The organism is Streptomyces sp. CB01201 (assembly GCF_002803085.1).
In the GTDB taxonomy this organism is placed as follows: domain Bacteria; phylum Actinomycetota; class Actinomycetes; order Streptomycetales; family Streptomycetaceae; genus Streptomyces; species Streptomyces hundungensis.
Map to the genome: position 1 here is coordinate 26,531 of NZ_NNBJ01000024.1, position 19,603 is coordinate 46,133.

28 protein-coding genes are annotated in these 19,603 nt (G+C 70.2%); 23 read left to right on the top strand and 5 right to left on the bottom strand.

What is annotated here, in order from left to right; genetic code table 11:
• The first annotated feature begins 65 nt into the window (after positions 1–65).
• The 6 genes from CG740_RS34675 to CG740_RS34700 all read left to right on the top strand — a co-directional run bounded on the left by CG740_RS34675 (position 66) and on the right by CG740_RS34700 (position 6,065).
• Complete coding sequence (locus tag CG740_RS34675; protein ID WP_100579300.1) at positions 66–545, top strand: hypothetical protein; 480 nt, start codon at positions 66–68, stop codon at positions 543–545.
• Complete coding sequence (locus CG740_RS34680; RefSeq protein WP_100579301.1) at positions 542–850, top strand: hypothetical protein; 309 nt, start codon at positions 542–544, stop codon at positions 848–850. Before CG740_RS34675 ends, CG740_RS34680 begins: the two co-directional genes overlap by 4 nt.
• Positions 851–978: 128 nt before the next feature.
• The gene (locus CG740_RS34685) at positions 979–3,138 is read left to right on the top strand and encodes an ATP/GTP-binding protein (RefSeq protein ID WP_234376666.1); all 2,160 of its coding nucleotides are present in this window, start codon (positions 979–981) and stop codon (positions 3,136–3,138) included.
• A 21-nt stretch (positions 3,139–3,159) separates the two neighbouring features.
• Entirely contained in the window at positions 3,160–3,579 is a 420-nt protein-coding gene (locus CG740_RS34690; protein WP_100579302.1) for a conjugal transfer protein TraB, read from the top strand.
• 81 nt (positions 3,580–3,660) lie between these two features.
• Complete coding sequence (locus CG740_RS34695; protein ID WP_100579303.1) at positions 3,661–5,796, top strand: chromosome segregation protein ParM; 2,136 nt, start codon at positions 3,661–3,663, stop codon at positions 5,794–5,796.
• A gap of 80 nt (positions 5,797–5,876) precedes the next feature.
• A complete protein-coding gene (locus CG740_RS34700) occupies positions 5,877–6,065 on the top strand; it encodes a hypothetical protein (RefSeq protein ID WP_100579304.1) in 189 nt (62 codons plus the stop codon).
• Here CG740_RS34700 and CG740_RS40540 read toward each other — a convergent pair whose 3' ends face one another.
• Positions 6,066–6,227, bottom strand: coding sequence for a hypothetical protein (locus CG740_RS40540; protein ID WP_199846662.1), 162 nt, complete (start codon positions 6,225–6,227; stop codon positions 6,066–6,068).
• 225 nt (positions 6,228–6,452) lie between these two features.
• Here CG740_RS40540 and CG740_RS34705 point away from each other — a divergent pair, with 225 nt between their 5' ends.
• From CG740_RS34705 to CG740_RS39990, 3 genes are all read left to right on the top strand, one after another.
• Positions 6,453–6,941: a hypothetical protein gene (locus CG740_RS34705; protein ID WP_100579305.1), complete on the top strand. Its 489-nt coding sequence runs from the start codon at positions 6,453–6,455 to the stop codon at positions 6,939–6,941.
• Positions 6,942–6,984: 43 nt separating this feature from the next.
• Positions 6,985–7,791 (top strand): hypothetical protein, encoded by an 807-nt coding sequence (locus CG740_RS34710; protein WP_100579306.1) that lies wholly within the window; start codon positions 6,985–6,987, stop codon positions 7,789–7,791.
• Positions 7,792–7,984: 193 nt separating this feature from the next.
• A complete protein-coding gene (locus tag CG740_RS39990) occupies positions 7,985–8,137 on the top strand; it encodes a hypothetical protein (protein ID WP_159030486.1) in 153 nt (50 codons plus the stop codon).
• Between the two features lie 449 nt (positions 8,138–8,586).
• On the opposite strand, the gene CG740_RS34720 is transcribed toward CG740_RS39990, so the two are convergent.
• A complete protein-coding gene (locus CG740_RS34720; RefSeq protein ID WP_100579308.1) occupies positions 8,587–9,057 on the bottom strand; it encodes a hypothetical protein in 471 nt (156 codons plus the stop codon).
• Between the two features lie 416 nt (positions 9,058–9,473).
• Between CG740_RS34720 and CG740_RS41265 the strand changes: the two genes are divergently transcribed.
• Positions 9,474–9,656 carry a hypothetical protein gene (locus tag CG740_RS41265; protein WP_234376654.1) on the top strand — a complete coding sequence of 61 codons (183 nt, stop codon included), beginning with the start codon at positions 9,474–9,476 and terminating at the stop codon, positions 9,654–9,656.
• 56 nt (positions 9,657–9,712) lie between these two features.
• Here CG740_RS41265 and CG740_RS34730 read toward each other — a convergent pair whose 3' ends face one another.
• Complete coding sequence (locus tag CG740_RS34730) at positions 9,713–10,336, bottom strand: DUF6000 family protein (RefSeq protein WP_100579377.1); 624 nt, start codon at positions 10,334–10,336, stop codon at positions 9,713–9,715.
• A gap of 249 nt (positions 10,337–10,585) precedes the next feature.
• On the opposite strand from CG740_RS34730, the gene CG740_RS34735 reads away from it, so the two are divergent.
• Entirely contained in the window at positions 10,586–11,707 is a 1,122-nt protein-coding gene (locus CG740_RS34735) for an IS630 family transposase (protein ID WP_324901199.1), read from the top strand.
• 21 nt (positions 11,708–11,728) lie between these two features.
• Here CG740_RS34735 and CG740_RS34740 read toward each other — a convergent pair whose 3' ends face one another.
• Entirely contained in the window at positions 11,729–12,412 is a 684-nt protein-coding gene (locus CG740_RS34740; RefSeq protein ID WP_100579310.1) for an alpha/beta fold hydrolase, read from the bottom strand.
• A gap of 180 nt (positions 12,413–12,592) precedes the next feature.
• Between CG740_RS34740 and CG740_RS34745 the strand changes: the two genes are divergently transcribed.
• Positions 12,593–13,171, top strand: coding sequence for a DUF3885 domain-containing protein (locus tag CG740_RS34745; RefSeq protein ID WP_234376656.1), 579 nt, complete (start codon positions 12,593–12,595; stop codon positions 13,169–13,171).
• On the opposite strand, the gene CG740_RS34750 is transcribed toward CG740_RS34745, so the two are convergent.
• Entirely contained in the window at positions 13,153–13,737 is a 585-nt protein-coding gene (locus CG740_RS34750) for a YrhB domain-containing protein (RefSeq protein ID WP_100579311.1), read from the bottom strand. The two genes, CG740_RS34745 and CG740_RS34750, sit on opposite strands and share 19 nt — an antisense overlap.
• Positions 13,738–14,034: 297 nt before the next feature.
• On the opposite strand from CG740_RS34750, the gene CG740_RS34755 reads away from it, so the two are divergent.
• From CG740_RS34755 to CG740_RS34805, 11 genes are all read left to right on the top strand, one after another.
• A complete protein-coding gene (locus tag CG740_RS34755; RefSeq protein ID WP_100579379.1) occupies positions 14,035–14,298 on the top strand; it encodes a hypothetical protein in 264 nt (87 codons plus the stop codon).
• Between the two features lie 125 nt (positions 14,299–14,423).
• Complete coding sequence (locus CG740_RS34760; protein WP_100579312.1) at positions 14,424–15,008, top strand: hypothetical protein; 585 nt, start codon at positions 14,424–14,426, stop codon at positions 15,006–15,008.
• Positions 15,005–15,346 carry a hypothetical protein gene (locus CG740_RS34765; protein ID WP_100579313.1) on the top strand — a complete coding sequence of 114 codons (342 nt, stop codon included), beginning with the start codon at positions 15,005–15,007 and terminating at the stop codon, positions 15,344–15,346. Before CG740_RS34760 ends, CG740_RS34765 begins: the two co-directional genes overlap by 4 nt.
• A complete protein-coding gene (locus CG740_RS34770) occupies positions 15,343–16,347 on the top strand; it encodes an ATP-binding protein (protein WP_100579314.1) in 1,005 nt (334 codons plus the stop codon). Before CG740_RS34765 ends, CG740_RS34770 begins: the two co-directional genes overlap by 4 nt.
• 193 nt (positions 16,348–16,540) lie before the next feature.
• Positions 16,541–16,906, top strand: a complete 366-nt coding sequence (locus CG740_RS34775; RefSeq protein WP_100579315.1) for a hypothetical protein — start codon at positions 16,541–16,543, stop codon at positions 16,904–16,906.
• Between the two features lie 81 nt (positions 16,907–16,987).
• Positions 16,988–17,296, top strand: a complete 309-nt coding sequence (locus CG740_RS34780; RefSeq protein WP_100579316.1) for a hypothetical protein — start codon at positions 16,988–16,990, stop codon at positions 17,294–17,296.
• A gap of 197 nt (positions 17,297–17,493) precedes the next feature.
• Positions 17,494–17,772 (top strand): hypothetical protein, encoded by a 279-nt coding sequence (locus CG740_RS34785; protein WP_100579317.1) that lies wholly within the window; start codon positions 17,494–17,496, stop codon positions 17,770–17,772.
• A gap of 23 nt (positions 17,773–17,795) precedes the next feature.
• Positions 17,796–17,996: a hypothetical protein gene (locus CG740_RS34790; protein WP_100579318.1), complete on the top strand. Its 201-nt coding sequence runs from the start codon at positions 17,796–17,798 to the stop codon at positions 17,994–17,996.
• The gene (locus CG740_RS34795) at positions 17,981–18,796 is read left to right on the top strand and encodes an Lsr2 family DNA-binding protein (protein WP_100579319.1); all 816 of its coding nucleotides are present in this window, start codon (positions 17,981–17,983) and stop codon (positions 18,794–18,796) included. Before CG740_RS34790 ends, CG740_RS34795 begins: the two co-directional genes overlap by 16 nt.
• Positions 18,796–19,266, top strand: coding sequence for a hypothetical protein (locus CG740_RS34800; protein WP_100579320.1), 471 nt, complete (start codon positions 18,796–18,798; stop codon positions 19,264–19,266). The genes CG740_RS34795 and CG740_RS34800 overlap by 1 nt, the downstream gene beginning before the upstream one ends.
• Positions 19,263–19,451 (top strand): hypothetical protein, encoded by a 189-nt coding sequence (locus CG740_RS34805; protein WP_100579321.1) that lies wholly within the window; start codon positions 19,263–19,265, stop codon positions 19,449–19,451. Before CG740_RS34800 ends, CG740_RS34805 begins: the two co-directional genes overlap by 4 nt.
• The last annotated feature ends 152 nt before the right edge of the window (positions 19,452–19,603 follow it).

Below are 19,603 nucleotides of genomic sequence, written 5' to 3' on the forward strand. Positions count from 1 at the left end.
GCCCTCGCTGCGACTGCCGGAAACAGCCGACAGCTCCACCAGTACACCAGGAGGGAATCCCCGCCGTGAACAGCAACAACGACCCGAACTACTCCCCCCTGCGCGACGTCGCGCAGAGCCCGGAGGCAACCGCCCGGTACCTGGCCGACGTTCAGCGGGTCCTGCTGGACATCGGCAAGAACCTGGAGACCCTCGCGATGGAGACCCGCGTGCACCTGCGCGGCACGAACGTGGAGGGCGACCGCTGGTACCACGCCCGGCTGCGCGCGATGCCCGTGGAAAAGGCCCTCGGCAACGTGCTCAGGAACCTCAACAACCTGACCGAGGGCTTGGAAAAGAGCGCCTACAAGCGCCGCGCCCACGACGAGAACGTCGTAAATACGGCCAAGGACAGGAAGGAAAAGGAGATCGAAAAGCAGCGGAAGAAGAACCCGCCCGTTCTCCATGCCGCGCCCAACCCGCCCCACCAGAGTGCGCAGAACGAGAATTCCCGCTACGGTGGTCCCACGTCGATTTACGACCTCGGTAAGCGGGAGTCGGCGTGACGCGCCCCCTCAGCAGCATCGAGCGCTCGATCCAAAACCGGATCGGCTGGCTGCAAGAGGAAGAGCGCAAGTCGATCGAAAGTCGCGGGGAAATCGGCCGGATGGAATTCTGGCTCCGCGTTACTCGAACCGAAATCAGCCGGGAAGTAAAAGCCGGTCGCGGCGACGCCGTCACCGCTTTCACGCTCGTCTGCCGCCTCTTCAAGCTGGTCCTGGAGAAGCGGCAGGCGGGCGACCCGCGGCTGTTCGACCACCTCATGCAGTACGCGGACACCGTCCTGAAGCAGCACAGCCCGCGTAGCTGAGCGTCACCCATGAAGGCCCCGCCGGGCTCCGGCGGGGCCTCGCGCGCGTAAAGCGTGCACACGTGCACGTGCACGCGCGTGCACACGAGACCCCACTGTCTGTCAACCCCCTGGAGGGGAGGTGCCCCGTGTCCGACGACTCCGACGACACCGGCGGCGGAACCCTGGTCCACGGCCCGTGGAGCGGCGAATCCACCTACACGCTGCCGCCGATCCCGGATTTCATCGACACCATTCCGCCACCGGAAGACATTCCGCAGGCTCCCCCGGAACGCCCGGAGGAGACCACGATGGAAATTCCGGCGATCCCGGCCGCTCCCAATCCGGCTACGGCACTGCGTTCCGACGGAATTACCGTACCGGAAACCGGTCAAGATGATGGCGAATACGAGGAAGGTGAATACGTTCAGCCGCGTTCCCTCGCCGACCGTCTCGGCGACTGGCTGGAATTCCGGCTGGAAAAGGCGCGGTACAGCCATGAAAGCGAAGCGCCTTTCCGTGAAGCTGAAATAGCACGGCAGGCCGCACTGCTGGAGGGCCGCACCGCGCAGGAAGTCGCGATGATGGAGCAGAACGGAAAGCTCCACGCCGCGATAATGAAAGCGAAGGGCGACAAGGCGGCGGCCCGCGGAAAGGCGGACGCCGACCGCATGAAGTCCTCCAGCGCGGGCCTGGGTGCGGACAAGGGCCGCTCGAAGGCCGGCGGCGGGGGCGGATCCTCGCGCGGCGGCAGCGGCACCGGGCCCCGCAACAGCTCGGGGCCCGGTTCGAAGGGGCCGGGGTCGCGTGGCCCCAGCCCCAACTCCGTTGGCAGCGGGGGGCGTTCGGGGTCCGGGACAGGTGGCGGCAAGGGCCCTGAACGGGCCTCTGGCAGCCGTTCAGGCGGCGCCGGTCGCTCGGGTCCGGGAGGAGGCTTGAAGGGCTCCCACAGCGGCTCTGGCGGCTCCGGTCGAGGCGGCGGCTCGAAGGGCGACGGCGGCCGGGCGCAGCACAACAGCCCGGCGTCCAACGCCCGTGCGGAGAAGGCCCGCGGTCGCGCCGACCGTGCCGCGAATCGGCAGGCCGGACGGCAGGAGCGGCGCAGCAACGGGCACAGTGCCGGCCTCGCCGATCGGAGCAAGAACCGGGACCAGGCGCGCGCCAACCGGCAGCAGGAATGGCAGGACCGCCGGGACAGGAAGGCGGAGTGGGACGCGGCGAGGAAGGCCAAGCGGGAAGCCGCAGCGTCGGCCGACACCGGCCGCACCACGCTGGGAAAGGCCGTGGGCGAGGAAGCCCAGCGCCGCTTCGACAAACGGCGTGCCGACGCGAAAGCCGCCGCCGACGCGAAGGACGCCAAGGCGGCCGGCACCGAGAAGGTGAACCTGACCAAGGACAAGGACAAGAGCACCGACGGCAAGGACACCAAGACCGCCAAGGACACCAAGGACGCTCCCGAGGGAGCCTCCAGCGCCGCGAGGGACAGCACGGCGGGTGACGGGGCGTCTGACGGCGGGAAGAAGCGGCATCGGTTCCGGCGCCGGCGCACCAGTACTGAGGGCCGGGCCGGTCGGCGCGGCCGTTCCCGCCGCACGGGACGCGGTCGTGCGGGGCGCGCCGGTCGCGGTGGCCGTCCGGCGGGCAGCCCGTTCGGCGAAGAGGACTCCACCCCGACCGTGGAGTGGCCCGACCACCCCACCCGCCCGCCGCGGTCGGCGCCGCCCTCCGAGGAGGACATCGTCGACGCGGACATCGTCCCCGACGCGCCCGCAGGCCTCACGGCCGGCGTCAAGGGCCTGCTGGCCGCACCAGAGGCACACACCGCGCGGCCCGGCACCAGCCGGCCGACCAGCACGGAGACCACCACGGTAGGGAGCAGCGTGAGCAGCGCATCGGTCAGCAGGGCGTCCGGTACGGGCGGCCTGGGTGCTCAGCACCGCACGGACATCACGTTCGACGACTACCTGATGGAGATGGCGAACATCGCCATCCAGGCCGCCTCCGACCAGGAGCGGGCCGAAGCCCTCGCGGAGGCCCTGAACAAGGTGGCCGACGCCCTGCGGGACATGGCCACCGACCTGGTCGGCGACCACAACGTCACCACCGAGGTCACCGAGCTGATCTCAGACCTGGCCGACTCCGCGGCCCGCATGAAGCAGCAGGCGCAGCGGTGCGCGACCGAGTGCGGGCTGGCCCTGGAGGCCGCCAAGCTCGCCGCCGCGATGGTCGCCCGCGTGTACGGCCAGGACATGGCCGCGAAGGAAGACGCGGGCCTCACCTACGCGTCGGCCGCCGCCCACCACGACTAAGCAGAGGGAGGAACCCCGCTGATGAGCAGCGATCTCGCACCCCGCCCCAGGAGCGCGGCGCCCGCCGTCGCCGACGGCGACAACCGCTACAAGGCCGTCCAGGCCAAGCTCGACGCCCTCGGGCGCGCGCTCGACGACGCCGGGCTCGGCCTGGAGGAGCTCGTGCGCAGCATCCGCAAGAACGCCAAGCGCGCCGAGGACGCCGCCCGCGACGTCGACAACGCCGAACTCGACCCGCGCTTCGTGGAGCTGACCAGCAACGTCGGTATCGCCCTCGGGGGCGCCGGGGTCCAGGTCAAGAAGCTGTACGAGACGGCACAGGAGACCGCCGACCTCACCCACGACACCAAGCGCACCCACTCCAAGCTCTACGGAGCGCTGGACGACATCCGCTCCAACCGGCGGGAGAAGACGCCCCGGCCGGGCTTCTTCAACCGCTGACCCCGCTCCCCCACCCACCCGCCGCGGGCGGCCCCGCACACCCTGCGGGGCCGCCCGCGGCTGTTCCGCGAAGGAGAAACGGTGACCACGCCGCGCAGCGTCGTACTCGAACGACTCGCCTACACCCTCGCCGCACCCGTGCTGGCCGTGGCCCCGAACCTGTATCCCGACAGCCCCGTCAACCAGGTCGTGCAGCTGGCCGGCGCGGCCGGGATCGGCGGCTGGTTCCTCGCCGCCAAGAGCGACGCGCCCGGCGCCGGACGCAAGATCCTGCGCTGGAGTCCGCTGGTCCTGGCCGCCGCCATCGACGTCACCGCCAAGACCACCACAGGCTGGGGCCCGTGGTGGATGGACGGACTGCTCGCCGCGGGATGGGCGGCGGCCGGCTACCTGGTGATGCCGTTCTCCCGGCACGCCCGCCGCCGTCACCGCCCCGCCCTCGCCGCCCCCGCCCCGCAGCCGGCGCCCGCCGAAATCATCGAGGAGCCGGTGACGGTGCCGGACGACGGAGCCGACCTGCTCACCCGCGACGCCCGGATGCTGTGGGAGCAGGCCGGAATGCCTGGCCGCACCCACATCGTCAGGGCCACCCGGCACCCCGGCATGCGGCACGACATGACGCTCCTGCTGCGCGCCTCGGAGCCCGGACGGCCGATCACCGGCCTGACCGAGGCCGCGGTCGCCGCCCCGTTCGCCGTGCCGTCCAGCGACGTCGTCCTGGCGGAGGTCGCCATCCAGCCCGGCCGCCAGGGCGGCCCCGGCTGGATGGAGGCCCACCTCACCCCCGACGCCAACACCCGCCGCCGCACCAAGCCGACCGACCAGGAGCGCTGGACGGACAAGGTCGGCTCGCCCAAGGGCGGCGCCCCCGGATCCGAGCTCGTCCACAAGACCCGCGACGACGTCCGGGGGGTCACCTTCTACCGGGCGAAGATGGCCGACGCCACCACCAGCCCGCGCATCGACCTGGCCAAGGTATGCCGCGGCCTGAAGCTCCCCGAGGACGACTCCTGCGTATTCGTCCTCATCGACGGCACCGAGTTCCTCATCAGCGCCTTCGACAAGCCCCCGCTGTCCGCGATCTTCCCCGCCACCCGGGAGCTCCTCACCCCGGACGCCAAGGGCATGTACGTGTGCGGCTACACCATCACCGGCCAGCCGGTGAAGAACATGGTGTTCCAGCACGACAAGAACGCCGCACGTCACGGGCTGATCCTGGGCGTCTCCCGGTCCGGGAAGACGCAGTTCTTCGCGATCGACATGGCCGCCATGTCCCTTGCCGGTCAGGTCGTGTGGCTCTCCACCGTCCGCAAGGACGAGAAGACATCCACGCTCGGCAGGTACATCGACCGGCAGGGCTCCAACGCCCTGTGGATGGCCCGCTCGCTGCGCGCGGCGAAGGCGCTGTGCGAGATCCGCGCGGAGATGCCCTGGGCGTACGACGGCGAGGCGCACGACTACAAGCCGGGCGACCCGCGCTGCCCCTACCGGCAGCTGAACGTGTTCGCGGACGAGTTCATGACCGCAGCCCAGGACGCGACGTTCGGCGAGTTCATCCAAACCGACGGCGACGACCTCACGGTCACGGGCCTGAAGTACGGGATCGGCTTCAACCCGGCCGGGCAGTCGCCGTTCGCGCACAACGGGTTCTCCACCGAGATGAAGGACAACCTCCGGCAAAACTCCCGCCCGTCGATCTTCAACATGGGCTCGCCGGGTGCCACCCGTAAGGCGGCGGAGGGCACGATGGAGAGCGCCTACGACGTGCCGACGATCCCGGCCCGCTACGCCCAGCAGGAAGGCTCCGCGATCGAGCGGGCCATGCGCGGCGAGGCCGACCCCGAGAACGGGGTCAGCACCGGAGGCGTCGCCATCATGGTCCTGGACAACGGCCGCGCGGTCCTCATGCGCTCGCTGTACGCCGACTTCGACACCGACCTCGCCACCCTGTTCCCCAGCGAGATCAACCACCTCACCGACCACGAGATCGCGGAGCTGGAGAAGCGCGGCCTGTGGTTCGACTGGAACGAGCCTGTGAGGCCCGGCGAGTTCTGGCCCGAGCCCAAGGAAGACGACGGCGACGACGGTGGCTCCCGCCGCCGTGGCGGCGGTGGCGGCAAGGGCGGCGGTGGCCGGGCGTCCAAGGGCGGCGGCCGCCAGGAGGTCGTCTCTGCCCGCAAGGCGCTGGAGGCCATCAAGAGCCTCACCGACGCCTGATCACACCCACCCATCCCCGGGGGCCGGCCTGCCCGAGCGCGGCCGGCCCCCACCCACTCTGCGAAGGAGCATCACCCGCCGTGGCCCTCTCCGTCTCTGCCGCCGTACTGCTGGGCATCGTCGTCATCGTCCTGATCAAGGGCGGCAACGTCCGTGTCGGCTCAGCGCTGGCCTGCACGCTGTTCGGCTTCACCCTCGCCGCGACCGGACTGGCCCCGGCCATCAACAGCGGCCTCACCTCGGTCGCCGGACTGCTCTCCAACTTCTGACTACGCCTCGGTCCACGGCGGGTCGGGTGTGGTGTTGAGGCCGTCGCAGTAGCAGCAGTCCCACTCCGAGGGCACCTCCCACTTGTCGACCCAGAAGCCGACCTGCTTACCCACGAAGAAGTTCTCACCCCCGCACCACCCGCAGTCGAAGACGAACTCCACCCCAGCCCCCTCCTCGCGCCTGTTGGTCCGAGGATGCCCGGCGCGCGTGGCCGGTGACTACCCCACCCGCCAGCCTCAACTCCCCTGCTACGCAACGCCGAAGGGCGCCGCCGGACATGCTCCGGCGACGCCCTTCGCCGTCGCGCGCCCCTCCCCCACGCGCCCTCCCAGCCACCACGGCCCGGGAGGGCGCTCCCCTTCCCGCCCGCGTGATCGGAGAACCCGATGGACCCCCTGCACACCCAGCACGGCATGCCCGAGTCCGAGGCCGCCGCCGAAGCCCGCCGCCTCATCGACGCCTGGGCGGCCCAGCCCGTCCTCCACCACCCCACCTCGTTCCGCGACGAGACCGAGCCGCCGGCTTTCGGCCCCACCCCGCCCGTGAAGCAGGAGGACAGGCGGATCGTCCCGGCCTGGGCGGCCGGGATCGCGGTGGCCTCCATCGGGGTGGGCGCCGGGATCACCGGCATCGGCTGCGGGGCCTGGCTCGCGCTCCAGGGCCTGGCCTCCGTCACGTTGAACAGCGTCCTCATGGTCACCCTGCCGTTCGCGGGCCTGGCCATGGCCGCCACCGCCATCGGCGGCGCGATCAGCAAGGCCCGCGCGGCCGTCACCAACGTCTTCGAGGGTCCGGTCACCCACCACACCGAGATCCACAACAACAGCACCACGCGCGGTGCGTTCTTCGCCCGCACCCGCAACGAGATCCGCTGACCCCGCCCCACCACCGCCCTCCGGCCAAAGGAGCAGTCACGCCATGACCCACCACGACAAGCCCGTCAACGGCCAGGACCAGCCGTCCTTCCTCGACGTCCTCAAGCAGCTGCCGCCCGTACCTCCGGCCCCCGAGCTGGCCCCCGAGCTGGCCCCCGAGCTGGCCCCCGAGCCCGCCGGGCGGCTCGCGTGGCTGCGCGCCGCCTGGAAGGAGTCGTGGGAGGAGGGCGGCTTCCTCTACCAGCGGTGGGAGGAGATCGGCCAGGTCCGGCACAGCAGCTGGCACGAAGTCGCCAACTGGATCAAGGCGGCTGCACTGTTCGCCGGGATCAGTGTCATCGTGCTGATGCTGGACGCGGCCGGCGACGTCGCCGACGCCGCGCTCCAGGGCCTGTCCGCCGTCCCGGCCACCAGCGGCGGCGACGGCAGCGGCCTGTGGGGAACGGTCGACCACCCCGTCCGCGTGTTCCTCGCCGACCAGGCCGCGCACCTGGCCGTCGCCCCGGCCGCCCTGTACGCGTTCTGGCAACTCACTGGTCTGCTCGGCCTGGTCGGCGGGTTCTTCGGCAACGCCGGCGCCCGCATCGCGTGGGGGCTGTTCGGCATCGGCAGCCTTTCGATGATCTGGTCCACGGCCCCGGCCGGAGGCCGCGCGGCCGCCACCGGGCTCGCCGCTCTCATGTGGGCGCTGGCCAGCATCTTCGCCCTGCGCGGCCTGTCCCTGCGGCCCGTCGTCCACAACCACCCGCCGCAGTACCAGTTCAGCCCCGCGCTCCACCTGCACGCCACGCTCCCCGCCCCCACCCCGGCGGGCGACGAACCCGACAACGTCCACCCGCTCCAGCGCTGACCTCCGGTCGCTCCGCCTGGCCCTCGCCCCTCCCCCGCCACTGCGGGGGCAGGGCGAGGGCCGGACAGGCCGCCCGGCCCCCGCACCACGACGAACTCCCTCAAGGAGGAAACACGTTGGCGAAGCCCCCGAAAGCCATCGGCCCGGTCACCGAGATGCCCACGGGAGCTGGTGGAAGACCAACCGGCACCTGGTGCTGCTCGTGCTCGGCGTAGTTCTCGGCTGGCAGCTGAGCAGCGGCACCAGCGGCGCCGACCCCCAGCCCGCCAAGCCCTGCCCCACCCACACCGCACCCAGCCCCAGCACCACCGTGCGCCCGCTTCCTGGGCTCACCCACGCGCCCTGACCCTGCCCCCGCCAGCTGCTCAACGCGCCCGCCGCACCGGCCCGGTACGGCGGGCGCAGCACTGCCCCGCCCACACCGCCCTGGAGGAACCCGTCGTGCTCGTGCCCCGCCCGCGCCGCCTCATCGGCCGGCCCCGCCCACAGCGCCCCGGCCCCCGCTACCCGCACCGCCCCAACCGGCTGCCCGGTACCTGGAGCCCGGGATGCCCCGGCCGCGGCAGGGACGTCCGCGCCACGAGGTCGTGAAGGTGGCGCGCAGCGCCACGTTGTTGCCAACTGGAGTTCACGCAGGTTCCGCGAGACGTACCTCGGTCAAATCAGCGCAAGTATGCGGGTGAGCACCCTGCACCAGGCGAATCAGCGAGCGTACGAGGTTCTCGCGATCACGGGCGGATTCGGCGAGCAGAGCCAGGAACTTGCACGTGATTGCGGAAATTCGGAAGTCGCGCGTCAGGCAATCCACGCCTCGCCGTGTCGATGCCGGTCCAACCCCACTGCTGAGAACTCGTCCTCGCCAGCGCTTACCCATACGCCCAACTGCCGCAGCGCTTGAGAGATCGGACTGCCGACAGGCGGAAAGGGCTGTCGCTCCTCCACGTGGAGCGGTCCGAGCACGATGTCGCCGCCGTTCCACACGGCAGCCCGTTGCTCGCCTACGCCGCCGAAGTACTCGGCTTCCACGTAGGCCACCGGCCCGCCGGCTGACCAGGCAGCAAGGGTCCTTTCGAACCCGCCTGGCAGCCCCCAGAACCCCAACGTGCCGACACCACTGCCGTCGGCGACCGAATCGAACAGCGCGTCCGTCATCGGCATCAGTGAGAGGCCATGTCCGATCGACGCCAGTCGGGCGGCAGGCAGGTCCCGCGCCGCGCCACGCAGCGCCTCCCCATCAGCGATCACTGCTCGCAGGTCGTAGCTCATCCCAAGCCCCCTCCAGATCGGAGGTCCCATCTTGTCTCACACCGCGAGGTGGAACCCGCACGGTACCGCCGCTCAGAACCACCGCACCCCCGGCAAGTTCTCACCGGACCACCGTGCAGATCCCCCGAACCCGCTGGTTTCCGAGTTCGACCGCGGCGCGGTTCCCCCTGGGCTCGTTACGCGCAGGGCTCTTTGCGCCATAAACCTCAACCCCGGCCACAACGCCGGCCCGGTGGCGATTTTGTGCTGCAAGCTCTGCGCGACCCGGCCAGACTGGTCCTGCCGTCACCCGACACGCGGCTACCTTCTGCGCGTCGACCCAGGCACGCTGGCAGCTTGATCAGACAGCCAGCACAACACCGTGGCTGTTCCCCGGCCAGGAGCCCGCCCGCCCTCTCGGAGCTACCTACCTCAATTTGAAGCTCCGCCGACACGGCATTGCGCCCCGCGCCGGCCGCAACAACGCGCGTCTCGCGCTGGCCACAGACCTGCCGGCGTCCGTCCTCGCCGACTTCACCGGCACCAGCAACGCCACCCGCTGGACCGGATACGCCAGACGCGACTGGCTCGACTACATCGCGGCCCGCGCACGGGTCTGACTGTTTCCAAGTGTGCCGGCAATGGAGCAGAGAGATCACAACGAGATGCGAGGCCGTCATATTGGCTCGGCGCATTCATGGACGACGGCATAAAGCTGACGAATCAGGCTCAAGGAGGAGGGGAGAGGGTCTGGGTTGGCCTGCATGTGAGGCGCGTCGTGGAGCCACTGCTGCCACAGGCCGTCCAGGCCCAGGAAGCGGTCGGCTTGATCGTTTCCAAGATTCAGGCTGATGAACTGGAGAGCACCCATGACGACGGTCTGGTCGTACCCGAGGTCAGGGCGGCAGAGGTAGCGATCAAGGTAGGTGGCGAGCAGATCAGCATCGCGCTCCGTTCCGAAAGTGGCCAGGGCCACGCAGTAGGCCAGCCCAGCACAGCAGCCCTCGCTGGCCAGCAGGAGTTCTCCGATGCGCTCGCGAAACTCGGTCCGTCGAGAGACGGCTACGAGCCAAGCTGCCGTTCTCCGTTCGCGCCAGCTGCCCTCAAGAAGGGTGGCGATCTCATCCGCGGTGATGAGTCCTGCATCCTCGCGGAGGTCGTGTATGAACCGGTCGTACTCAGGGCTTCGCATGCGTAGCAAGCTGCCTCCGAGCTTCAGATGGCGGCGTCGCTCACCCTCGGGCGTGACATAGCGGCGAACCAGGGCCAGCAGTTCGGGATCCTCGTGGGCATGGCGCATCACAGGACCGATCCTGCCTCGCTGGTGCACAACGAGGCCACCCTCTTCTTGCGCTGCTCGTTCGCTGCTCTCACCGGGACCAGCGCGGCAGACTGGTCAAGTTCGTCGAACACGATTGGACCGGCTACATCAGCAGCCGATGAAGCGGCAGCTAGTGCTGTGACCACATAGGTTCACCGGTTTCTGCCCGGTGGCTGAGCCTGCCCGGATTGGATGGCGGGGATCTGTCCGTTCGGGTGGGGAGGCATGGTGGCGCCACCAGTCAGGGTCCGCAGGATGACCGAGCAGGAGGGGCAGAGGCTGCAGCAGATCGTGCGCCGGGGCAGCACCAGCACGGTGCGCTATCGGCGGGCGATGATGCTGCTGGCCTCGGCCGGCGGGAACACAGTGCCGGTAATCGCCCGGCTGGTGGCCGCGGACGAGGACACCGTCCGCGACGTCATCCACCACTTCAACGAGATCGGCCTAGCCTGCCTGGACCCTCGGTGGGCGGGAGGCCGTCCCCGCCTACTGACGCCTGACGACGAGGACCTCGTCGTGGCGACGGCCACCACCCGCCCGACCAGGCTCGGCAAACCGTTCACCCGCTGGTCGATCCGCAATCTCGCCGAGCACCTGCAGCGCCTGCCATCGGGGCCGATCCGTATTGGCCGCGAGGCGCTGCGCTGCTTACTGTCCCGCCGCGGGATCACCTTCCAGCGCACCAAGACCTGGAAGGAGTCACCGGATCCCCGCTTCGAGGCGAAGCTGGCGCGGATCGAATTCGCGTTGCACGAGCGGCCGGATAGGACCTTCGCCTTCGACGAGTTCGGGCCGCTCGGTATCCGGCCTACCGCCGGATCCTGCTGGGCCCAGCTGAGCAATCCGGACCGATTGCCGGCCACCTACCACCGCACCCACGGCGTCACCTACTTCCACGGCTGCTACGCCGTGGGCACCGATCGGCTATGGGGCGTCAACCGGCGCCGCAAAGGCGCCAGCCCCACCCTCACCGCGCTCAAGTCGATTCGGGCGGCCCGTCCGGATGGCGCCCCGATCTACGTCATCCTGGACAACCTGTCCGCGCACTGCGGCACGAAGATCCGCGCCTGGGCGGCCCGCAACAAGGTCGAGCTATGTTTCACCCCGACCTACGCCTCCTGGGCCAACCCGATCGAGGCGCACTTCGGGCCGCTGCGGCAGTTCACCCTGGCCAACTCCAACCACCCGAACCACCCGGTGCAGACCCGGGCCCTGCACGCCTACCTGCGCTGGCGCAACGCCAACGCCCGACACCCCGACATACTCGCCGCCCAACGCAAGGAACGCGCCCGCATCCGCAGCGAAAAGGGCATCCGCTGGGGCGGCAGACCACTACCGGCAGCGGCCTGACGACCCAACCCCACCACGGCACTACGAGTTCGCGGCCTCCGCCAGGATGCGCGCGAGCTCGTGGGGGCAGGTAGCCATCGGCCAGTGGCCCGAGTCGAGGTCCACGTACTCAAGGTGGGCCGCGCGGGCGAGGTCAGGGCTCTCGCCGGCGGCGATCCACTCCTTGGCCTGGGCGGGGGTGAACTCGGGGCAGATGAGCACAACTGGGACGTCAAAACGGCGCTCGTCGGTCAGGCGCATGACTCCCCGGGCGACCCCCTCGGGGACAGGAACAGCGGCGGACGCAAGGCGATCCCTGGTCTCCTGGTCCAGGTCGGCGGAGTCCGCTCCCTCGAACGGGCCCCAGCCGGGGAACGGCATGGTGCCGCCCTCAATCGCGAAGTGATCGGCGTAAGCCTGCCCGTCTGCGGCAGGGAAGCCGCCGATCAGTGCGACCTTGGCCACCTTCTCTGGTCGCGCGTCGGCGGCCAGCCAAGCCAGGCTCGACGCAGCGGAGTGCCCCACCACCAGGAGCTTCCCCGGTGCCGCGTCAACCACGTCAAGCACTGCTGCCAGCTGGTCATCGAGCGTCGCGGAGACGGTGCCATCGCCCTGGCCGGGGAGGGTGAGCGGCACGGGACGGTGGCCGAGTGCACTGAGTTCGGGCACGACCTCGTCCCATGCGGATCCGTCGAACCACAGGCCGGCAATGAGCAAGATGTCCACGGATGTTCTCCTGGAGAAGAGTCGGATCTGGCTGCCGGAACGCTATCGGGAGGCTCTGACAACGGGCTCAGGCCACCCCAATCCGGCAAACCTTCCCGGTCACAGCACTAGGAAGTCGGTTTCTCTCGTGGATGCGCCCCGGCATCATGGTCGGCGGCGGCTACAGACGCGAGAGGACGAGTGCAGCAGGTGTCTGGAGACGGGCAGGCAGATCTGACGGAGCTGTGGCATCAGCATTGGCCCCATTGCCCACCAGTTGGGTACAAGCTCCATGACCCGTATCGGGATGTCTGGGTACGTTTTCACAGCCTGCCGGAATCGAAGCGGTACCCGGAGGACGAGAGCGAGTACGCCGTCGTCCTGGAGCGTTACAACACCGTCCTCGACGAGTTGTTCGCTGGCGCGGACGTGTACGTCATCACTCCGCTCTGGACGACCGAAGCCGAGGTTCCGTCAGTGGGACCCGGAACGGGGTATTGGCAGAGCCTGCTGGTGGAGGACGATCCCGACCCTGAGTTCCGCACGTACTGCCACCTGTTCGCAGCACGCCGGCCCTGGCAGCGCGGCTGCATCGACGACTTGCTCCGAGATACCGCCGACGACAAGGTGGCGGGAATCCTCATCACCGATATCCGCATGCAGCGCATCCACCACCCCTACGACGGTGGTGCCGACGTCTTCCTCACCACACCCGCAGAACGCGACCGGATGCGCAATCGGCACGCCGACTGGCTTTCCAGTCACCCCTCGGGTCTCTGACCGGCTCGGATCGCCGCTCCGCTCAGAATGGTCTCCACCGCAAGTACCGGGTTGAGAGGCTCCACGAGCTCCTTGGTGGCGACGGCCACGAGGCGGGCGGGCGCATCACCCTCCAGCAACGCGCTCACGTACTCAAGGGCTTCCGCGGGCGCGAGCACAGGCAGCCTCTGGCGCAGTGTCCGCACAGCATGCATCCGCCCGCGTGTAGCGGCGACTCCGCGGAGCGCATCGTATAGATCATCCACCGCGGTCCGCACCGGGAGCCCACGTATCCGGGCTCGGTAGTCGTCCTCCCATGCCCCGGTCGCCGCGGAGACGACGCCGACCTGATGCAGTCCCCCGTCGACACGGTCGACTAGGTACGGCCCGTTGCCTGCGAGCATGAACTCCGGATTTCGAGTGCGCACGAACTCCTCGGACGTCCAGGAGACGATCCACACCAGTTCGTGCTCCTCGACGTCCACCACAGCCATGCGCAGTGCCTCCGCACCCGCAGCCCGCCACCTCTGATAGTCGCGTTCCAGTTGTTCCTCAACGGCCCGAACGGCGGCTTCTCGCTCGATCACGCCTGCAGCATTCCGCACGGGACCGGCCCCGGCCAGTGATTTCCTGCGGCCCGTAGGGACAGCTCCCTGAGCTTCTTGCCCAGGAATACGGCAGCCGCGGAACAAGTGCTCTGCGCCGGTACCGCTGTGCACCCAGGGCCGCTGAGACCCCTGCGCCCGCGGCTATGAGCCCAGCTCCGACACCTACTTCGCGTCCACGGGAGCCGGTGACTCACCGGCTGGCCGCCTGATCAACGAATCCTTCGAAGGAGAGTCACCGTGGCTCTGTTCCCCCGCACCGCTCCCGCTTCTGTCCCCGTGCCCGAGAGAGCCCGGACCGCCGTGCTGGCCGCGGCCGCCGCCGTGCTCAAGACCGGCCGCTGGCGGCTGCACGCAGACCGGCACCGCATCGAGCTCACGCCCCGGCCCCGCCGCTCCTGCCCCGACTGCCGGGGCGCGGGCGGCTGGTGGGTGGGCGGCGCGAACCCGGAGATGGAGGCGTGCGACTGCTGGGCAGGGCGGCGCGAGCTGCGCATCCGGCTCCTGCCCCTTCCGGCCCGGCCGGACGAACTGCCCTTCTGAACGACCTCCGCCCCGGCCACGCAGGCCGGGGCGGAGCCCGCTCACGAGGTCGGCCGCAGCATCGGCAAGAGGCCGGCCGCCCCACTCCCCTTTCACCCGAAACCCGAGATCAGGAGAACCCCAGCATGCACCGTCTGTCCCTCACCACCGAGCGCCTGGCCCTCTTCGGTACCCTGCTGGCCACCTTCGGTGAACTGCATCCCGCCTGTGACCACTGGGTCCAGGGATCGAAGACGGCTTCGCGGAAGCGGCTCTACGGCGAGGACCTGGTCCACGCCGACGGCTCCCCCGCCGCGCCTGACTCCACCCGCCCGACCATGACCACCAGCGCCCTTGGCCGGCGGGCCGTGGCCTGCCACGTCGCCTCGTACACCGCCGTCCAGCTCGGGGCGACCATCGCGATCACCCGCGCGTTCGGCTACCGCGTCACGCCCACCGCGCTGCTCGCCGGCGCGGCCATCAATGCCTCGACGCATGCCGCGATCGACCGCGGCGCCGCTCTGCTGTGGCTCGCGAAGAAGACCAGGAAGACCGGCTACATCGAGCACTGCCAGGCGGTCCGCCTCGACGACGAGGGCGCGGTCACCAAGGAGCTCACCGGACCGGGCAGTTCGTGGATGGAGCTGGACGCGGCGCTGCACCGCGCGATCGGGATCGGCGCGGCCGCCGTCACCGTCTGGCTCACCACCCGCCCCGGCGCCCGCCGATGACCCGCACCCGACTGGACCGCGTACAGGCGGCCGCCGGAATCGCCAAGCTCGCCCTCCAGCAGATCGAAGACGAACTCACCGCCGACGAGATCGGCGCCCAGGAGCTCGCGCAGATCCTGCGCGAGCTCCACCACGAGGACCACCGCCAGGACGGCGTCTTCGGCTCCCTCGCGCAGCTGCTCACCGTCGCCGCGCAGGCCGCCGGACGGATCGAGCCGGACCGCGACGGCGAGACGTCGTGCCCGCTGTACGAGGCCGCGGCCCTGATCACCGACAACGCCGGCCTCCAGATCCACTACGCCACCCGTGCTCTTGACCCACAGGGAGAATCCGCATGAAGCCCTTCCGCATGGACAACGCTCTGCCCGTCGACACGACGATCCCCGACCCGTCGCTGGTGGTCCTGATCGGCGCGGCCGGCTCGGGCAAGTCGACGTGGGCACGCACCTGGCCCGCCGCGCAGGTCCTGGAGCTCGACTGGTTCCGGGCGATGGTCAGCGACGACGCCGGAGACCAAGAGGCGACCGAGGACGCGGTGTTCGCGCTCCAGGCCGTCTTGGAGGCCCGCCTTGCTCGCCGCAAGATGACGGTCGTCGACGCCACGAACTGCGAAAAATTCGTGCGCGCCGACCTGATCGCGACCGCACGACGCCACGGCGTCCCGACGGTCGCCCTGGTCGTCCCGACTCCACTGCCCGTGTGCATCGAGCGCCAGAAGACCCGGCCCGCCAACCGGCGGGTGCCCGAACAGGCCGTCCGCGCGCAGCACGCCGCCATGGCCGACGCCTGGCCCGGCCTGCCCGGCGAGGGCTTCGACCACGTCGTCATCGCGGGGAACCTCTCCCGCCTGAAGGCAATGCTTCAGCCGCTGAGCGACGCCCGGCGCGCGGATCTCGGCTGGGACGACGACGCGGGCCTGGGCGAACTGCTCCTGGTCCGTCGCACTTTCGGCCCCGAGATCCTGCCGATGTGGAGCTGGCGCGACGGCTCGCAGCTCGCCGACGGCGACCGCGTCGCGGAGATCCGCCTCGGAGCCGACCGCCTCGTCCTCGCCCAGCGCAACAACGTCGACGGTGAGGGCGACGTCGGCTTCGAGGTCCTGGTGGGCTGCGCCGCCGACGACAACTGTGACGGCACGGCGTGGGCCCCGGCCTACAGCGTCACCGACCTTCTGCGTGCCCTGACCGGCGAGTTGATGACCGACCCGGACGTGTACTGCACCATCCACGGTGGAGCCGACGACGTCGACCAGGAGGCCGACGACCACGCCCTCCAGGCCGACGACCCCGAAGGCCGCGCGGACCTGGAAGAGCAGTTCGCGGCCGCGGTCCGCGAGTGAGCCGCACCGCCGACAGTCCCTACCCGCGCGCTCCCGGCCGGCCTCCCCGACAGCGACGACTGGCTCGTATCGAGACCGCCGGCTGAATCCTGAGCCGAGTGCGCCCCGGGGCAGCCGTTCCGTCACCGGCCCATGTAGCCAGCCGGACACCCCGGGGCCCTCCCACCCTTCCACATCCAAGGAGACCCTCACCATGCCCTCCCCCGTCGTTCCCCTCGACCTCCTCATCGGCCCCGAACGCGCCGCCGAGTTCATCAACGGCCTGGTCCGTGACCTCATGGCCAGCGACCTGCTGCCTGAGACCGTCGCCTACCGCCTCGTCTGCGAAGGAGTCACCGACGGCGACCCGTTCCTGCTCGCCGACCCCGGCCAGATGTGGACCCTGCGCCCCGGCCACAACGGCCCCGCGTCCGCACGGCTGTTCATCGCCTACCGCGACGTCACGCAGCTCACCGTCGACGACGAACACGGCCAGCGCCACGGCATCCCGTTGTGCGCGCTCGCCGACTACCAGCTCGACCAGTGGTACTGGGCCCGCACCGACCAGCACTCCACCTGACCACCCAGTCGAACCATCACGGCCGCAGCGGCATCCGGCCGCTGCACCACAACCCACGGCAAAAGAGAGGAGCCGGGCGTCATGCCGTTCCAGAAGTACGAGCCGTACGAAGTCGACGTCCCGATACACGACACCAGCAAACAGCGTTACGGGGTCCACGTGTTCACCGGCAAAGCGACCTCCGCGGACGAGGCCCTGACCCGCGCCCAACAGGTCTACGACGCGTCGGCCGCCGCACGGCAGGCCGGACGCGAACTGCCGGGCCCGCAGGACGACGGCTGGGGAGCACGCGGAGTCCGCGACGGCTGGGAGCTGGACTGGGCAGCAGCAGTGGCCGGCCCCTGGTCCAACCCGAACAGCTGGACCCGCAAAACCATCTACGAGCTGTAGCTGCGCCCCGGGACGACCGTCTACGGCAGCGAACCACGTCGGTCGTCCCGGGCCTGCCCATCCCGTATAAGACGAGAGGGAGCCACCAGTATGGCCTCCACCACGCGCTCAGCGGCGCAACTCGGCACACAGCGTACGCTGTTCATCACCAGCCGCGCGACCCTGCTGACCGGCTGGGCGCTGCCCGGCTGCTGGCCGTGACCCCCCGAGGCAAGAAGAAGCAGCCGTTCGAGCCGGGCCTGGTCCCGGCTCCCGGCGCGTGCCTCGAATGGCGCGACAGCCAGCACTTCGACCGCTGGCAGGACCGCCCCTGCACGCTGTGCGACCAGCCCACGCCGATGCGCTCCCACTCCGGGGAGCCCGTCCATAAATCGTGCGCTGAGGACTGGATCGCCGCGAACCCCGTTGAGGCACGCCTCGGCAGGTTCGCCTCCGACACCCAGCCCAAGAGCACCCAGCGCGCCACCCGCGCCTGAACCCCTCCCCGCCGGAGGCCCCCATGAGCAGCACCGACCCCGACGTCGACCACGCTCTCGCCTACCCCGAGCCGCCGGCCTCCCCGCTCTGGCACCGCCAGGGCGCGAAGGCCCGGCCGCTCACCGACGCCCAGAAGCAGCGCAACTGCGAGCTCCTCCTGCTCGCCCAGCACAAGCCCCGCACCCACCGCCGCGCGGAGAAGCCGGCGTGTTCACCGACCTGACAGAGGCCCTCGAAGCGGAGGCCCTCCAACTCACCCCGATCGACGACGGCCAGAGCACTGCCGCCTCCCTGGTGGTCGCCCACCAGGCACGCGACAAGGACGACCTCGCCGACCTGCTGGCCGCCCTCGGGCTGCCCTGCACCGACGACGACCTGATCACCCTGCTCCCCCACCTGACCATCCCCGATCACGAGACCGGAGTTCCGATGCCCGTCACCGCCTTCACCGCCACCGCCGCCTCCATGCTGAACAACGGCGACAGCCCCGCCCACGTCCGCGACACCCTTGGCCTGTCGGAGAGCGAACTGGTCGAAGCCCTCCTGCACACCGCCGCCCCCGAAACCACCGCCACCGGGCAGAAGGCCGCTCCCGCGACCAGTGCTCAGGCAAGCAGTGCCGGGATCGAGGGCCTGCTGTCCTGGGCGGCAGGCCATCCGGCCGCCACTATCCGTAATAAGGCCGCCCGCATCCGCAGCGACCTGGGCGAACTGACCGCACGGCGCGAAAGCGACGACGCCCAACGCGAGGCCGAAGAGCGCGTAGCCAGGCTCAAGGCCGAACTGGAACGAGCACAGGAGACACTGCGCACCGTGAAGGCCGGCGGCCGCCCCACCGCGCCCACCGCGGCTCCCGCGCCGACCCGCACCCACCGCAAGCGCAGCAAGAAGGAACTGGCCGCGATCCGGACCTGGGCACGCGACCACGGCCACCAGGTCGCCAACCTGGGCCTCCCCGCCCAAGCGATCCTGGACGCCTACGACGCCACCCACGCCACCACCAACCTGGCGGAGGCTTCCTGATGAGCACCCAGCCCGTCACCATCGAAGGCTTCCTCCAAGCCGTTCCCGTTCACGGTGCCCGAGGCGCCGCCGCGTTCGACCTGGTCTCCTCCCCCACCGACGACATCGCCGACGACCTCGTGATCCCCTGCACCACCACGACACCCCGCATCGTCACCGCGCTGCTCACCGAGATCCAGCCCGGCGACCACCTGCGCGTCTTCGGAACCCTGATCGAGGCCGACGTCCTCGACGGGTCCGCACCGCTCACCGTCGACATCCTGGAGGTCCTGGCCCCCGCCCCGGCGCGAGCACTGCGCGAGATGGTCGCCGACCGGTACGGCGACTACATCGTGATCTTCGACGCGGACACCGACACCGTGCCCGTCTTCATCAAGGACGGCACCTGGGTCGGCCTCGCCGACAACCCCGACACCATCGCCACGCTGATCGACATCCACCAGCGCGTACACGGCGGTGACGACCTATGACCACCGCCACGCCCTCCCGGACCGTCCTGGAGCGCTTCCCCGCCGGCCACCCCCGCGGCTCCTGGCCCGCCGACGAATACGCCGCCACTCAACGCGCCCAGGGCCACGACGCCCACGTCGTGATGGACCTGCCCACCGACCAGTTCCTCGTGGTCATTCCAGTCACCCACCCGGTTCCCCAGTAGCTCCCCCGAGCGCCGCGCTCCGGCCATCCCGGCCGGGCGGGGCGCTTCCCATGCTCACGGTCCGTCAGTCTTCCGAGAGAGCCGCGTGTTACCCGCCCTCATCACTGCAGCGCTCGCCATCGTCGCGCCCCTGTTCGGCGCGATCGTCTCTG